Source organism: Kribbella sp. NPDC055110 (assembly GCF_053607525.1).
This window is the reverse complement of record NZ_JBSGTS010000001.1, coordinates 277,584-293,425: the sequence shown is the minus strand read 5'-3', so window position 1 is coordinate 293,425 and position 15,842 is coordinate 277,584. Positions and strand designations below refer to the sequence as shown.

14 protein-coding genes are annotated in these 15,842 nt (G+C 68.1%); 8 read left to right on the top strand and 6 right to left on the bottom strand.

Going from position 1 to position 15,842, the window contains the following annotated elements; genetic code table 11:
• Nucleotides 1-314 precede the first annotated feature (314 nt).
• Complete coding sequence (locus ACWF0M_RS01275; RefSeq protein ID WP_452233580.1) at nt 315-1,190, bottom strand: hypothetical protein; 876 nt, start codon at nt 1,188-1,190, stop codon at nt 315-317.
• A 79-nt stretch (nt 1,191-1,269) separates the two neighbouring features.
• On the opposite strand from ACWF0M_RS01275, the gene ACWF0M_RS01270 reads away from it, so the two are divergent.
• Nucleotides 1,270-1,488, top strand: a complete 219-nt coding sequence (locus ACWF0M_RS01270) for a hypothetical protein (protein WP_452233579.1) — start codon at nt 1,270-1,272, stop codon at nt 1,486-1,488.
• A gap of 939 nt (nt 1,489-2,427) precedes the next feature.
• Here ACWF0M_RS01270 and ACWF0M_RS01265 read toward each other — a convergent pair.
• The gene (locus tag ACWF0M_RS01265) at nt 2,428-3,123 is read right to left on the bottom strand and encodes a TetR/AcrR family transcriptional regulator (protein WP_452233578.1); all 696 of its coding nucleotides are present in this window, start codon (nt 3,121-3,123) and stop codon (nt 2,428-2,430) included.
• Nucleotides 3,124-3,141: 18 nt separating this feature from the next.
• Between ACWF0M_RS01265 and ACWF0M_RS01260 the strand changes: the two genes are divergently transcribed.
• The 5 genes from ACWF0M_RS01260 to ACWF0M_RS01240 all read left to right on the top strand — a co-directional run bounded on the left by ACWF0M_RS01260 (nt 3,142) and on the right by ACWF0M_RS01240 (nt 9,084).
• The gene (locus ACWF0M_RS01260) at nt 3,142-4,632 is read left to right on the top strand and encodes a ferredoxin reductase family protein (protein ID WP_452233577.1); all 1,491 of its coding nucleotides are present in this window, start codon (nt 3,142-3,144) and stop codon (nt 4,630-4,632) included.
• A gap of 255 nt (nt 4,633-4,887) precedes the next feature.
• Complete coding sequence (locus tag ACWF0M_RS01255) at nt 4,888-5,604, top strand: alpha/beta fold hydrolase (RefSeq protein WP_452233576.1); 717 nt, start codon at nt 4,888-4,890, stop codon at nt 5,602-5,604.
• Entirely contained in the window at nt 5,601-6,497 is an 897-nt protein-coding gene (locus ACWF0M_RS01250) for an alpha/beta fold hydrolase (protein ID WP_452233575.1), read from the top strand. The genes ACWF0M_RS01255 and ACWF0M_RS01250 overlap by 4 nt, the downstream gene beginning before the upstream one ends.
• Nucleotides 6,494-7,981 (top strand): FAD-dependent oxidoreductase, encoded by a 1,488-nt coding sequence (locus tag ACWF0M_RS01245; RefSeq protein WP_452233574.1) that lies wholly within the window; start codon nt 6,494-6,496, stop codon nt 7,979-7,981. Before ACWF0M_RS01250 ends, ACWF0M_RS01245 begins: the two co-directional genes overlap by 4 nt.
• 62 nt (nt 7,982-8,043) lie before the next feature.
• Entirely contained in the window at nt 8,044-9,084 is a 1,041-nt protein-coding gene (locus ACWF0M_RS01240) for an alpha/beta hydrolase (RefSeq protein WP_452233573.1), read from the top strand.
• 106 nt (nt 9,085-9,190) lie between these two features.
• Here ACWF0M_RS01240 and ACWF0M_RS01235 read toward each other — a convergent pair whose 3' ends face one another.
• The 4 genes from ACWF0M_RS01235 to ACWF0M_RS01220 all read right to left on the bottom strand — a co-directional run bounded on the left by ACWF0M_RS01235 (nt 9,191) and on the right by ACWF0M_RS01220 (nt 12,826).
• A complete protein-coding gene (locus ACWF0M_RS01235; protein WP_452233572.1) occupies nt 9,191-9,331 on the bottom strand; it encodes a hypothetical protein in 141 nt (46 codons plus the stop codon).
• A 9-nt stretch (nt 9,332-9,340) separates the two neighbouring features.
• The gene (gene metX, locus ACWF0M_RS01230) at nt 9,341-10,405 is read right to left on the bottom strand and encodes a homoserine O-acetyltransferase MetX (RefSeq protein WP_452233571.1); all 1,065 of its coding nucleotides are present in this window, start codon (nt 10,403-10,405) and stop codon (nt 9,341-9,343) included.
• A 152-nt stretch (nt 10,406-10,557) separates the two neighbouring features.
• Nucleotides 10,558-11,880, bottom strand: coding sequence for a bifunctional o-acetylhomoserine/o-acetylserine sulfhydrylase (locus ACWF0M_RS01225; protein WP_452233570.1), 1,323 nt, complete (start codon nt 11,878-11,880; stop codon nt 10,558-10,560).
• A gap of 286 nt (nt 11,881-12,166) precedes the next feature.
• Nucleotides 12,167-12,826, bottom strand: coding sequence for a hypothetical protein (locus ACWF0M_RS01220; protein ID WP_452233569.1), 660 nt, complete (start codon nt 12,824-12,826; stop codon nt 12,167-12,169).
• A gap of 149 nt (nt 12,827-12,975) precedes the next feature.
• Here ACWF0M_RS01220 and ACWF0M_RS01215 point away from each other — a divergent pair, with 149 nt between their 5' ends.
• Nucleotides 12,976-14,166 (top strand): HupE/UreJ family protein, encoded by a 1,191-nt coding sequence (locus ACWF0M_RS01215; protein WP_452233568.1) that lies wholly within the window; start codon nt 12,976-12,978, stop codon nt 14,164-14,166.
• A 100-nt stretch (nt 14,167-14,266) separates the two neighbouring features.
• Complete coding sequence (locus ACWF0M_RS01210; protein WP_452233567.1) at nt 14,267-15,814, top strand: fibronectin type III domain-containing protein; 1,548 nt, start codon at nt 14,267-14,269, stop codon at nt 15,812-15,814.
• Nucleotides 15,815-15,842 lie beyond the last annotated feature (28 nt).

The following is a 15,842-nucleotide window of genomic DNA, read 5'->3' as shown; positions in this document are numbered from 1 at the left end:
ACCTCGGATGCTCGCCCCGCGACCTAAGGGATTGGGCCCGCCCCACGTCCTGCTTCTCCGCACAGTTCGAGGCGTGTGGTTAAGGTGCGTGTCCGGCCTCGGACACTCTTCTTCTGAACAGGGTCGGCCAGTGAGCCGCCGACCTCCCGATAGGACACCGCTTCGCGGCGCCTGTCTTCCGGCCGCCTCCGGCGGACGCGGAATGCTCTGACGACGACCCCGAACGGCACCAGATACTGGATGAATTGCCGAGCGCGGTGCCCCGGCGCCGATTCAGGCAGGCGCTCCCTGACCCGACATCGACTTGCAGACCGTCAAGCTGGTCGCATTGGTCGGAGCATGGCGGTGAGGACCGGGCCGTTGACGGACGGCTGTTGTGTACTGAGCTGCTCGTATCCCCAGGATTCGTAGAGCGCCTTGACCTTCCCGTCGCCGTTCAATGCGTTGACCAGCAACGAAACATGCACCTCCTGACGACCACGGAGCAGCTCGTCATGAATCAGCAGAGCGATCCCCTGCCCCCGCCACGGCTTACGCAGCATGATCTCCTTCACCGCCACGGTCGGCGTCTCGGTGCAGCCCTCGGGTAGCGGGGTGGTCATCCGCCGCCACCAGCGATCGTCGGGTGCGAGCGTGTTCGCGTACGCAAACCCCACCGGCTCGTCCGCGTCGTAGCCGATGACAACCTCCCACCCCGGATCCGCCGCATGCCGCGCAAGCTGTTCGCCGAATCGCTCGACTGAGTAGTTCGGCAGATGAAGCTGGTCCGCGCGCACGTCGGCGTATACCTCGATCATCGTGCTCCATACGTCTTCGATCACGGTGGAATGGCGCAGTGCAATGCCGTCAGGGGTCACAGAAGCTTCCTCAGTGAGTCGTGTGCGTATGGATCCCAGGCGGTTGCCGGGTCGCTCGATGGTGCGGCAATCTGCAAGTGTGCTGCCGAAGTCTCGGAGCATCGAGTTGATGCGTGGATGCACGCCGGTCGGTTCGATCGGGATCGACATCGCGGTGGCGACCGCTTCCTCCAGGTCGCCTTGGCCGAGCTGTGCCTTGGCCAGTCGGGCGGTCGTGATCGATCGCGTACGCCGCATGCCGGGCCGCAGAAGCGCGAGGCTCCGATGAGCGTGGCCCTCAGCCACCTCGTAGTCCCCGAGCGCCAGATAGCCGGCCAGAGCCGGATTCTCCAACTCGGCCTGGTCGTAAAACGCGTTCAGCCACAGCGGCCTCTCGTCCCCCCGGTTCAGATCTGCTCAGAGCGTCTTCGGCATGGGCTACGGCCTGGCGTACGGCGCGGTGATCGCCGGTCTGCCCCAGGATCGCGGCATGTCTTGCATGACCAAGAGAGGCGAACATCGGATCTCGCCTCGCAATCTGCAGCCGACGCGCGACGTCATTGGCGGCCAACGCGTCAACCGGCCTGGCCATGTGACGGTACCGGCTGCCGGCGGGGGACCAGATCCTGAACTGGATCGCCGGGTCGCCTGACATGGTGGCCAGGCCCCCTGCTCGATCGAAGTGTCGTTGCGCGGTGTCGGACCGGCGATGGCAGCCCACATTGCACTCGACGTGAATGAGGCTGCGCAGCCGTAGAGCGCGCTTCGAATGCGCTGGCTCGCGGTCCCCCGCGCCTGCAGCGCGAGAGCTTCACCGGCGAGCGCGGACGCTTGCGTCTCGATGGTGAGCTTTCCGCCGTACTGATGATCGCTCGCAACGATCGGAGTCCTGGATAGACGACAAGGCGTCATCAGATTTGAACGAGGCCACACCTCCAGGACGGGTAGGCGGGCCAGTGGTCGTTGGGCTCGCGATCTCTGGTGAGGGTCCAGCCTCCCGAACCCGATCGAGACCATCCTTGGTCCTCGGCTGGTAGACCTTCTGCTGCCTGACCTGCGGCGAGGCAGGTCAGGCAGCAGGTCATTAACAGGTCTCTTCGATGTACTTCGGCGAGCTGATAGGAGCCCAACTGGTTGGGGTGTCGTCGATCCAGACCCGGAAATCGCCGAGCCCGGGGAAGGCCCGGATAACGGTGGCGGCGCCGGCGGTGTCGGTGGTGAAGGTGGAGATGACTTGCCAGGTGCTGCTATCGACCGGCCGCCATTGGATGGAACCTGTAGCCGAGGTGTGGGCGAGGCCCGTCCCACGTCACTTCGAATCGCGCACCACCCGGCGTACCGTTGCGGTGCGACCGGTGAGCGTGTTACCGAGTCGACCCGACCCGATGCACACCGAAATTTCACGCCACCGCCGTGCCAGCGGCACACCCGGGGCCACAACACTGGTGGATCCGACGCGCCGCGATCGAGATCAGAGAAGAGCCCCGGGGTCGAGGCCACAGGGTTTCCGCATGCCTCCGAGCTCGGGTTCGGTACACCGCCGACGTAAAGTGCGGAGCGCGGCCGGGGAACCAGCCAGCACGTCACCGGTTCAATCGCGGCCTTCTCCGGTCCGGGCCGCCTCCAGGCCGGTGATGATCAACCGCAACCCGAAGTCGAACTCGTCCTCCAGGGTCACCGGGAGCGCATCGGCGACCGCGACCGTAGCAGGGAACTGGTCCGGGTCCAGTCGGTGCAGCTGGGCGGACACCTCGGTGTCCTCGCGGCGCTGGGCGGCGGCGTCCTGGTTCAGTTGCATCGCGAAGCCGAGGACGTGCCGCGCCAGGGTGGCATAGGCCCGTGCCGCCAGTGCGGGCGAGAACCCCGCGGCGAGCAGGAGCGCCAGGGCGCGCTCGCGGTGCAGCAGGGCGTTGGGGCCGACGGGGACGTGCGCGCCGACCAGCGGGGCCGCGTTGCCGTGCCTGCGCAGTACCTCCAACATCGCGGTGGCCAAGGCACCGCACGCGTCCTGCCAGGTCGCCGCCTGTCCCGGGTCGACGTCGATCTCGCCGAAGATGCGGTCGACCACCTGCGCGAGCAGATCCGCGCGGCCGTCGAAGTGGCGGTACAGCGTCGCCGTGCTCGACTCCAGCCGCTGGGCCACGGCACGCAGGGACAGCGCGTCGGCGCCTTCCTCGTCGAGGATCGCCAGCGCCGCCGCGACGATCTGCTCGCGGGGCATCGCGGGGCGGCCGGGCGCGCGTCTGCCGTTGGACGTCGCGCCGCGACTGTTCGTGGATGGTGGCACACGTCAAGTATGTCGGGCTTGACCGCACCTGGCAATATCGGCTACAACGTAGCCATAAATAGTCCGCCCAAATGCCCTCCGCAGCGTGCCGAGCGAGGAGTCGGGCTCCAAGCGGGCAAATCAGCCCAACGATCAAGGAAGACGATCATGGCAGTCCTGGTAGCGATCGCCGCGTACGTTGTGCGCATCCTGCGGCGGCCCGTGGACGCCAGGCTCAAGCGGCGTCAGGGCGGTCCGGTCGTGGTCGTGGGCGGTCTGGGGCTGCTGATCTTCCTCTGGCTGCGATTCTCCCCGGAGGACGTGGGCACCGGCTACCTCACCGGCGAGATGTGGGGCGTCTCGGCAGTCTTCCTCATGACGGTGTCCCTAGTGCTCGCCACCAAATGGCGTCGGCTGGAACCGTGGTTCGGTGGCCTGGACCGGATGTACCTCTGGCACCGCTGGAGCGCCACCGTCGCGGTCGGCCTCCTCGTCGTACCCCATGCGATCCTCACCACGATCGCCCCGGCCCTGGAACAGGGCGCGCCGTCCGGTCTGGCCGGTACTGCCGGGATCGTGCTGGGCGCCGCATCGATTCTCGGGCTCGTGGCCCTCGTCGCGATCTCTTACCCCCGGATCGGCGACCTGATCCGATTGCACTACGGACGCTGGCTCGGCCTCCACCGCCTGACCGGCGGACTCGTGATCTTCGCCTTCCTGCACGGTCTCGCGCTCGACGACGTCATCGCCGGATCGACCCTGCTGCGGCTGATCTTCGTCGGTCTCGGCACGGTCGCGACAGTCGCGTACGGATACACGGAACTGCTCATGCGACGCCTTCTACCTGCGGCCGAGGCCGTCGTCTCCTCCGTTCGTCGCCTGTCGACCGACACCCTGGAAGTCGTCGTCCAGCCCACAGACCGGGCAGTCGAGGTGATTCCCGGCCAGTTCATCTATCTCGAGGTCCGCGGTGGCGCCGGAAGACGTGAGCACCCGTTCAGCGTCGCCGGTGTGCTGCCGGACGGCCGGCTGCGCCTGATCGTGAAAGCTGCCGGCCGCGATACCGCACTCATGTACGAGCGCCTCGAACCGGGTCTGGCGGCGAAGGTCACCGGACCGTTCGGGATGTTCGATCACACCGTGGGCGGCGACCGCCAAATCTGGATCGCCGCAGGTGTCGGCGTCGCGCCCTTCCTCGGCTGGCTCGCAGGCCGATCAGCCGGCCTGCCGGCACGAGTGGACTTCTTCTACGTCACCTCAAGCCCGGAGACTGCCCTGTTCGCCGAGGAAGTCGACGCTGTCAGTCGAGAACACCCCACCGTTCGCGTGCACCACGTGCGCACCAAAGAATCAGGCCGCCTCACCCTCGAACAGATCGCTTGCCGAGCCACCGACACCGGAGTGCTCGATCCCACCATCGATGTGTTCCTCTGCGGCCCCCGCCCGATGGTCGACGGCCTCGCGCGCGCTCTGGGTCGGAGCGGATTCTCCCGCGATCACGTGCATTTCGAACTGTTCGCCTTCCGCTGAGTACGGCAAGCCGCGACGGGCGCCTCCCGCCCCAACCGAAGAGATTCATGAAACGGCGCACGCCGCTCACATCAAGCAAGACGTGCACCACCGACCTGGCCTCGCAGCACCGCATCATCTACGTCGACGCGGGCTTGCACGGCGGTTGACGCACAGCATAATAACGGCAACACTGTAGCCATTATGACGAGCACTCAGTCAGTTTCGGTCGACGGCTTGCGCGTTCACTACGAACGCGCAGGTCAAGGGCCCGCGGTGGTGCTGTTGCATGGCAGCGGGTCGTCGTTGGAGGGCTTCGAGCGGGTAGCGGCGCTGTTGGCGGCGTCCTACGACGTGATCCGTCCGGACCTGCCCGGCTTCGGACGCACGGGGCCGCGTCCGGATCGCGACTACCGCGTCCAGACCTACGCGCGCACGATCGCCCGCTTCCTGACCGCGATCGAGGTACCGCACTTCGTGCTGGTGGGCAATTCGCTCGGCGGCAACATCGCGTGGAATCTGGCCCTGGACGCCCCGGAGCGGGTGGACGCGCTGGTGCTGATCAACGCCACCGGCTACCCGGAGAAGACGCTGCCCGCGGGGTTGCGGCTGGCCCGGAACCCGCTGCTGCGCCCCGTGCTGCGGCGGTGGCTGCCGCGGAGCGCGACCGAACGCGGGCTGCGTGAAGCCGTCGGCGCGAACACGAACATCGTGGACGCCGCCATGGTGGACCGGGTGCACGCGCTGACGAGCCGTCCGGGGAACCGGTCGGCGTTCGTCGACTTCGCCAACACCGACCAGCCCGACCGCAGCGCCGAAATCCCGAAGATCGCAGTCCCGACGCTGGTCCTGCGCAGCGCCGGCATCGACGGGCAGCACTTCGCCAGCGACATCCCCGGCGCCGCCGAGCACGTCCACGCCGACGGTGGCCACCTGCTGCCGGAAGAGGACCCCGACTGGGTAGCCGCCGCGATCACGGAGTTCCTGCGATGAAGTACTTCGTCGCCTCGGACGAGGACCGCCGGCTCGACGCGGCCAATCGCCGGACCTTGCGCGGCAGCTTCGTCACCCTGTCCGACGGGGTGACGCACTACGAGCTGACGGGCCCGGAGAACGGTGAACTCGCCGTGCTGGTCGGCAGCATCACCATCCCACTGTCCTATTGGGACGCACTCGCGGCGCGGCTGCATGCCCGCGGCGTGCGCACCTTGGCCTGCAGCGCCTACGGCCGCGGCTACTCCGACCGAATCGAGGGCCGCTACGACGAAGCGTTGTTCGTCCGGCAGCTCGCCGAGCTGACCTCGGCCCTTGACCTCAAGCCGCCGTGGCACGTCGTCGGCACCTCGATGGGCGCCCTGGTCGCAATGTCCTACGCGAACCTGCACCCGAACACAGTGGCCACGCTCGCCGTCGTCGGGCCGGCCGGGCTGGGCAAGCGTCCGCTGCCGCAGCGTTTGCTTCGCAACGACGTCATCGGCGGATTCGTCGCTAGGCGTTTCGGCCGCAACCTCCTGGAAGGCCACCTCGGGCACAACGTCCGCGACCCCGAGCTGTCCGCCGAGCTGGTCGCCATGGTGCGCGACGCCTACCGCTACGAAGGCTCCCTGTACGCGTTCTTCCAAACCCTCCAAGACTTCCCGCTGTACGAACGACAGGAACTGTTCCGCAGCACCGGCGAGCTGGGCCTCCCCGTCCTGCTGGTGTGGGGCGACGACGACCAGGTCACCCCCATCAGCCACCTCGACACCGTCCGCGAACTACTGCACCCGCAGCAGACCCACGTCATCACCCAATGCGGCCACATGGCCCCCTACGAACGGCCGGACGACGTCGGCGACCTGCTCGCGTCGTTCCTCGCTTCCTACTCCGATCGGCTTGAACCATGAACGAACCCCTCGACGTCCTGATCGCCGGCGCCGGCCCGACCGGCACCACCCTGGCCATCGACCTCCTCCGCCGCGGCTTGGCCGTCCGGATCATCGACAAGGCCCCGCACTCCTTCGAAGGCTCCCGCGCCAAGGGCATCCAGCCGCGCACCCTGGAGGTGTTCGACGACATCGGCGTACTCGACGACGTCCTCGCCGGCAGCAGCGACTACCCGCGCCTGGGCATCCACCTGGGACCGGTCACCGTCCCGTGGCGGATGTTCCGCAACCGCGACCGCACCGCCGACGTCCCGTACCCGAACACCCGGCTGATGCCCCAGTACCGCACCGACGCCGTACTGCACGACCGGCTCGAACAGCTCGGCGGCAAGGTCGAATACGGCCGCGAGCTCGCCGGTTTCGACCAGGACAGTATGTCGGTCACCGCCACGGTGATCGGCGACGACGGCCCGGAACGGATCACCGCCCGCTACCTCGTGGGCGCCGACGGCGGATCCAGTGCCGTCCGCAAACACCTCGACGTCGGGTTCCTCGGCGAAACCCGCGAGGCAGACCGGATGCTCATCGTCGACGCCATCACCACCGGACTGTCCCGCGACCGCTGGCACGTCTGGCCGGGAGTGAAAGGCCGGTTCGCCGGCGCCTGCCCGCTGCCGAACACCGACCTGTACCAGTGGATGATCCGGCTTGCCCCGGACGAGGAACCACCCGAGGGCGAAGAGGCCACCACCCGGCGGATCCAGGCGCACACCCACAACCGCGCTATCGCCGTACGCGACATCCAGTGGCGGTCGGTGTTCCGGCCCAACATCCGCCTGACCGAAACCTACCGCCGCGACCGGGTCCTCCTCGCCGGCGACGCCGCGCACGTGCACACCCCGGCCGGCGCGCAGGGCCTCAACACCGGCATCCAGGACGCCTACAACCTCGGCTGGAAGCTCGGCCAGGTCCTGGCGGGAGCCGACCCCCGGCTGCTCGACAGCTACGAGGCCGAACGCCTGCCCATCGCCGCCGGCGTGCTCGGCCTGTCCACGAAGAAGTACGAAGGCATCGCCAAGCTCGACCCGTCGAGCCTGCGCCGCGGCAAGGACGAACAACAGCTCTCGCTCACCTACCGCGGCGGTCCGCTCGCCCCGGCCGGAGGCGACCGTACGACGACGCTGCAGGCCGGCGACCGGGCGCCGGACGCCGAACTGCCCGGCTCACGCCTGTTCGACACCTTCCGAGGGCCGCACTTCACCCTGGTCGCCTACGGCCCGCAGGCCGCCGCGGCCAGCGGCGAACTCGACTGGCCCGCCGCGGGAGCGCCACTGCGGCGCGTCATGGTCCAGCCACAACCCGACTTCCGCCGCACCTACGGGCTCGAAGGCGACACGCTGCTGCTCGTCCGGCCCGACGGCTACCTCGCACACATCGCAACCCACGACTTCCTCGAGTCGACCCGCGCCGCCGTCCGGGCCGTGGCTCCCGGGGCAGCCGGATAACCGCGCCAGCTCACCGGAGCCAATTCAGTGATACCGCAACCAGCCATCACCAGGAGCAGCGCATGACCTTGCTTTCCGTCCTCGGCGGGCTGATCGCTGTCGCGACCGTGGCGGCCACCGCGCGCGGCATCGTCGTACGTCGTCGCGCGCTCGCCCCTGTGGCGCCCGGCCTTCGGCACCCGATGATCATCCTGCCGCTGAGCGTCACCAACACCACCACCCTGGCCATCGCCCGCCGCCGGCGCCCACCAGGCGGCACCCTTCAACCCGGCGTGCAGTGCGACACCCACACAGTGCCGGTCCCGGCCGGCGGCGCACCGGTGACCGTACTGACCTACCAGACCCCGTATCGCAGCACGCCCAGCGCAGCCCTGCTGTGGATGCACGCCGGCGGCACCATCATGGGCGCGCCAGACATGGCCCATGGCTGGTGCAGCCGGGTCGCGGCTGAGCTCGGCATTCTCGTGATCAACATCGACTACCGCCTAGCTCCGGAAAACCCCTACCCCGCCGGCCTGGACGACTGCTACCACACGCTGCGCTGGCTGCACGACCACGCCGAGGACCTCGGCGTCCACCCAGACCGCATCGCCGTCGGCGGCGAGAGTTCCGGTGGCGGCCTGGCCGCTACCCTCGCCCAGCGCGCCGGCGACACCGGCGTGCCGGTCGCCTTCCAGGCACTCGTGTATCCCATGCTCGACGACCGCACCGTCCTGCGGCCCACGCCCAACATCCCGTTCCTGCCGCCGTGGACCCACACATCGAACCGCTTCGCCTGGACCTGCTACCTCGGCCACCCACCCGCGCACGCCGATGACCGCCCCTACATCGCGGCCGCCCGCCGCAGTAACCTGACCGGCCTGCCACCGGCCTGGATCGGCGTCGGCGACCTCGACCTCTTCCACACCGAAGACATCGACTACGCCCACCGGCTCAAGCAGGCCGGCGTCGCCTGCGAACTCGTCGAGGTCCCCGGCATGTACCACGGCGCCGACGTGCTGCGAGGGAACGGCGCCAGCATGATCGCCTTCCGCACCAGCCTGATCAACGCACTCAAGACCGCCCTCGTCCAGCCACATCGCGGCGACCTGCCGGTCAACTGATCAAGTGCTCTGACGCCGGACCGCGACGGCAGCACCCCAGCAGAGCCTGGACGAGCCGGTCAGGGGATGGTTAGGGCTGGTCACCCCTCCAGTGGACTTGAGAAGTTCAGTGAACGTACCCGTCCCACTTCGAGGCACAGCGGGTGGCGACGACCTTGAAGGTGATGTTGGCGCAGTTGGTCGAGAAGCTGTACGAGGAGATCTTCCCGGTGCGTAGGCCCACCTGCGGGACCTGCTTCGCGTCCACCGATGTGGGCTAGGGCAGGGATTCGGCGATCAGGGTGCCGACCTGCGTGAGTTCGATCAGGAAGCCGTCGTGGCCGTACGGCGACTTGATGGTGCGGAGGGGATCGGCCGGCGGGCAGGCTGCGACCAGTTCGGCGGAGAGCCTTGGCGGGTAGAGACGATCCGAGTCGACGGTGGCGACGACGAGTCGCGCCTCCAACTGGCTGAGCGCGTTCTCGAGGCCACCGCGGCCGCGGCCGATGTCGTGGGTGTTCATGGCCCGGGACAGTACGACGTACGATCCAGGGTCGAACCGCTTGGCCAGCTTGGCCGCGTGGTGGTCGAGGTAGGACTCGACGGCGAATCGGCCGTCGCCCTGAGGCTTGCGGCCGAACCGGGTGGCGAGCTCGTACTCCGAGCGGTAGGTGATGTGCGCGATCCGGCGGGCGATGCCGAGTCCGGCGGCGGGCGCCCGGCCTGTTCCGTGGTAGTCGCCGCCCTGCCAGTCCGGATCCGACTCGATCGCGGCGAGCTGCGGCGCACACCACGCGATCTGCTCGGCGGACGCGTAACCGGTCGACGCCAGTACGACGGCGGTTCCCACCCGGCCCGGATACATCAACGGCCACTCGAGCGCGCGCATCCCGCCCATCGAACCACCGATCACGGCCGCCCAGCGATCGATGCCCAGGGCATCCGCCAGCGCAGCCTCGGCGCTGACCTGGTCCCGGACCGTGATCGCCGGAAACCTGCTCCCCCACGGCCGGCCGTCCGGAGCATCACTCGACGGCCCGGTGGTGCCCTGACATCCGCCGAGAACGTTGGCCGCGACGACGTACCAGCGGGCCGGATCGATGTACCGGCCGGCGCCGATCAGTCCGTCCCACCAGCCCGGGGTGGGGTGCGCCGGCCCGGCCGCACCGACCACGTGTGCGTCCCCTGTGAGGGCGTGGCAGATGAGGACGGCGTTGTCACGGGTGGCGTTCGGCCGGCCCCAGGTCTCGTAGGCGATCCGTACGCCGGGCAGCGTCGTACCGCTGTCCAGCAAGACGTCGCCGACGGCAGCGAACCGCCGGGCGCCGACAGGATCACCCACCCGCCATCCACCGGCCACCTGACCGGGCGCATGGCACCGCCCCACAGGCGGTGGACGGCCGGCCGGATCCTCGGGGGTGACCCCGGGCTCCCTGCTCCGGACCGGCCGGGCCTTCCGCACCTGGACGCCGGCGGGTGGGTGATCCTGGCTCATCAGGCCGACTTCGCCGCGGCGAAACCAACCTCCAGATCCGCCAGGATGTCGTCGAGGTGCTCGATACCCACGGCCAGCCGAACCAGCCCCGGCGTCACACCGGAGGCGAGCTGATCCTCGGCGGACAGCTGGCTGTGCGTGGTCGAGGCCGGGTGGATCACCAGCGAGCGCACGTCGCCGATGTTCGCCACGTGGCTGTGCAGCCGGAGCGCGTTCACGAACCGCTTGCCGGCGTCCACTCCACCCTTGATCTCGAAGGCGACCACCGCACCTGCACCGCGTGGCGCGTACTTCTCCGCCAGTTGATGCCACGGCGACGACGGCAGACTCGCGTACGCAACGCTGTCGACCTCGTCCCGCGCCTCCAGCCACTGCGCCACCTTCAACGCGTTGTCCACGTGCCGCTCGATCCGCAACGACAACGTCTCCAGCCCCTGCGCGATCAGGAACGCGTTGAACGGCGACACCGCCGGACCGAGGTCGCGCAGCCACTGCACCCGCGCCTTCAGGATGAACGCCAGGTTCCCGAGGTCGCTCCCGACGCCGAGATCGCGGGCGTAGGTGAGCCCGTGGTAGCTCGGGTCCGGGGTGTTGAAGCCGGGGAACCGCTCCGGGTTCGCGGCGTAGTCGAACCTGCCCGAGTCCACGATCACGCCGGCGATCGCCGTACCATGGCCGCCCAGGTACTTGGTCGCCGAGTGCACCACGATGTCGGCGCCGTATTCGATCGGCCTGATCAGGTACGGCGTGGCGACCGTGTTGTCCACCACCAGCGGTACGCCGTACTCGTGCGCGACTCCGGCGACGCCCTCGATGTCGAGGATCTCGCTCTTCGGGTTCGCGATCGTCTCGGCGAAGAACACCTTGGTGTTGTCGCGGATGGCACTCTTCCAGGACTGCAGGTCGTTCGGGTCCTCGACGAATGACACTTCGATGCCGAGCTTCGGCAGCGTGTAGTGGAACAGGTTGTACGTGCCGCCGTACAGGCTCGGGCTGCTGACGATGTGGTCGCCGGCCTCGGCGATGTTCAGCAGGGCAAGGGTTTCCGCGGCCTGCCCGGAGGCGACCAGCAGGGCCGCGGTGCCTCCTTCGAGGCTGGCGACCCGCTGCTCGACCGCGTCCTGGGTCGGGTTCTGGATCCGGGTGTAGATGTTGCCGAACTCCTTCAACCCGAACAGGCTGGCGGCGTGATCGGTGCTGTCGAAGGTGTACGACGTGGTCTGGTAGATCGGCAGCGCCCGAGCCTTGGTGGTCAGGTCGGAGGTCTGTCCGGCGTGGATCTGCCTGGTCTCGAACGACCAGGTGGGAGTGGTTTCGGTCATCGAACGGTCCTGTTCTCGGGTACGACGACACCACCGACCGGCCCGGAATCCGCACCAGGCGGCGCGGACCGGCGGGGGTCGCAAAGGGAGATGAAGAGATGATGCGAGCTAGCTCAACCGCAGCAGCGGACGGGCTGTTGCTAGCGACAACAACATTCGGTCATGACTACTCCTGAGGTGAGGGTGTCGCGACTGGACCACCCGACTGACCTAAGTCTACAAACTCAGTAGACATTACCCGACCCATCTCACTCTGTGGTCATCGACCAAGCGCGCGGCAGGGCCTTCAGGGGAGCTGGAGGACGATGCCGGTGTGGGTGGTGAGGACGGCGGCTGCGCCGGCGCGAATGGCTGTGGCGGCTCGGATCGGGGTGAAGGTCTTGGCGTCGTAGCCGGTCGAGGTGCCGAGGCCCTCGCCGCGGTAGGAGGCACCGGGCCAGGTCGCGGCGGTGACGTTGGCGGTCGGTTCGGCCAGTTCTGCACCGAGGACGAGGAACTGCTGGTCGAGGTGGCTCGCGGTGATCAGGGCCATCGGGTCGACGAGGGCGTTGCCGGCGGCGACGACGAGGTCCGGCGACAGCTTGATGGCGTCGCTGATCCGCGTGACGTACTGCGCTGGGGCATCGGCGTTGACCGTCTTGAGGCTGACCTTCTCCGACGCTGCCCACTCATGAACCGCGGTCGCGAGGGTCTTCGTCTCGGCGTTGTCCCCGGCCGTCAGCAGTACGACGCGGTATCCCTCCGGCGGGCGCACGTCGCCCCACGAGCCGGCCCGCGGGGTGATCGTCGCCTCGGGGCTGGGTGGGGCGGCCGGGTCGACGAATCCTTCGCGCAGTGCGCCGATCGGCATCGGCTTCGCGTGTGGACGGGACCAGTCGTCGGCGGAGTCGCAGCCGCCGGCCAGTACGGCGATCACCAGCACCGCGGCTGCCGCTCGGAGTCGCACCTGCACAGGAATCCTTTGGTCGACGGTGAGAGAGCTCGCCCCTTTCATACCTCATCCGTCAAGGCGTCGACCGTTGGTACGACCACCGGTCCCCGGCCGTTTGCCCGCGGGCCGACGTACGTTCACCAACCGGGTGCACCGTGCGCTGCATGCCGGGTCTCGTACGCCGCTGCGCGTATCTCCTGATCGCAGCAGTGATCCTGCTGAGCGCCGTACCTGCGAGTGCCCACGGCTTCAGCTCCACGGTGTACGTCGATCTGACCGCGCCCGCGCAGGATCACGTGCGGGCCGAGCTCGGACTGGAGTACGACCTGCTCGTCGTGTCGGCAGCCGACTACGAGAAGGACGATCCGCTGTTCAAGGCCGGTACGGCGGCGTTCGACTCCGGGGACGTGCCGCAGCAGGCGGCCGCCCTGGCCGCTCATGCCGCCTCGGTCGACAAGTACGTGACGGAGCGGTTCACCATCTCGGCCGACGGACACGTCTGTACGCCGGCGCAGCAGGGCGACTTCACCATCCAGCAACGTGACGGCGTCCCGTACGCGTTCGTGGTACTGGATTACCAATGTCCGAAGACGGGCGCGCACGAGGTACGCAGCGGACTGTTCCCCGACAGCGAGACCTATGTCCGCGGCACCAAGACGATCGTCACGTACGACCTCGACCTGCAGAAAGGCAGCAGCGCCCTCGACTCCGCGCATCCGTCGTTCTCCACGCACCAGTCGACAGCGGAGCGGTTCTGGGAATTCTTCCGACTCGGCGCCGAGCACCTGCTCACGGGCCCGGACCACATCCTGTTCCTGCTGGCGCTCATCGCCGGGTCCCGCCGCCTGCGCGAAATAGTGCTCGCGGCAACGACTTTCACTGTTGCCCATTCGGTGACGTTCATCCTCGCGGCGCTCGGCGTCGTCCACGTGTCGCCGTCGTTCATCGAGCCGGTCATCGCACTGTCCATCGCGGTGGTGGCGTTCTGGCATCTGTGGCGGATCTGGCGCCGCGGGCGTCTCGCAGCGGAACTGGAAACGCCGAGCCGCGGTCACCTGAGTCTCGACCGGGCAGGCTGGATCCGGCTCGCCGTGGTGTTCTGTTTCGGGCTCGTGCACGGCATCGGTTTCGCCGGTGCGCTCGGAATCCAGCAAGCGTGGTCGTGGACGTTGCTGTGGTCGTTACTGGTGTTCAACGTGGGCATCGAGACCGTGCAGCTCGCCCTGATCGCAGTGACATTTCCGCTACTTTCCGTGTTGCGGAAAACGTTCCCCTCGGTCGCGCTGTGGGTCACCGGAATCATCGCGGCAGGTGTTTCCGTGGCCGGCCTGGTGTGGTTCGTGCAGCGGCTCTAGTGCGGCCACCCCGTGTTCACGAACATTCCACCGGACCCGTACAGATTCACCGGTGGGCCTGCAGGCCCGAATCGTCATCCCTGTTACGGACGGACACTCGATGAAGCTCATCAACTGGGCACGGACCCGTACGGCCGCGTGCCTCACCGTGGCGGTCGTTGGTACCGCCACCGTGTTCGGAGGTGCGGGCGCCGCGCAGGCCGCCCAAGCCGACGCAACCGCCGCCCCGACCGGCATCATCCTCGGCGTCGGCGCGCAGGAGTCGCAGCGCGTCCTCAGCTGGTACGCCCCGACCGGCACCGCGCAGGTGGTGCAGGTCGCTCCCACCAACCGGCTGGTCCACGGCCGGTTCCCGGCGAACGCGACGTCGTTCCCGGCCTCCGTCGCGGCGAACAGCGTGAACGGCGGCTACAACGGTCACGCCACGATCGACGGCTTGCGCGAGCACACGTCGTACTCGTACCGCGTCGGAACCGGCGGCGACTGGTCGCCGACGTACACCTTCAAGACGCAGGACTTCGACGGAAACTACAGTTTCCTGTTTTTCGGCGACCCGCAGATCGGCTCGTCCGGCAACGTCGACAAGGACGCCGCCGGCTGGGCCGACACCCTGAACGTCGCGCTCACCGCCAACCCGAACGCCGAGCTGCTGGTGTCGGGCGGCGACCAGGTCGAGACCGCGAACACCGAGACGCAGTGGAACGCTTTCCTCGCCTCCGACAAGCTCCGGCAGTACCCGTGGGCGGCGACCATCGGAAACCACGACGTCGGCGGCAAGGCCTACGAACAGCACTTCTGGACCCCGAACACCGACCGTTCGGCCGCCTTCTACAAGGGTGACCCGAACGTGCAGTCCGGTGGCGACTACTGGTACCTGTACAAGGACGTGCTGTTCATCGACCTGAACAGCAACGCCTACGCCAACGGCGCCGACGAAGCGCACATCGGCTACATCACCAACGTCGTCAAGGCGCAGGGCGCGAAGGCGAAGTACACCGTGCTCGTCTACCACCACTCGATCTACTCGCCGGCCGACCACGCCAACGACTCCGACAACCAGGTACGCCGTCAGGACTTCCCGACCGCGTTCTCGAAGCTGGGCGTGGATCTCGTCCTGCAGGGTCACGACCACAGCTACTCGCGCAGCTACGTGATCAAGAACGGCAAGAAGGCCAACCCGGCCGAGCAGCCGGGTGCTGCCCAGGTCGCGCAGGGTCCGGGCGGCGTGATCTACGTGACGGCCAACTCGGCGTCCGGCTCGAAGTACTACGACCTGACCGCGCCGGACACCACCCAGGACCCGAACTACGGCCCTGACCCGCTCAACCCGAAGAGCCACTGGGCCAACTCGGTGGAGAACCAGGAGCACGTCCGCACCTACGTCAAGGTCGACGTACGCAAGGACAAGCTCGTCGTGGAGAACGTCCGCAGCGGCACCTGCGTCGCACCGAACGCGGCAGTCGAACTCGGCAAGGTGAAGTGGTGCGGCCCGGACAGCGGCGCCAGCCCGGCCCAGCCGGTCGGCTCGCTCGTGGACAAGGTGACGATCCGCCCGTACCGCGCGCACACCCCGTGGGCCGCCGCCCCGCGCGACTGGACCGAGAGCAAGAACACCGACGGCGCTGTCACGCTGACCAGCGTGAGCTGAACACCCTGACCGGGGTGGACGCTGAACA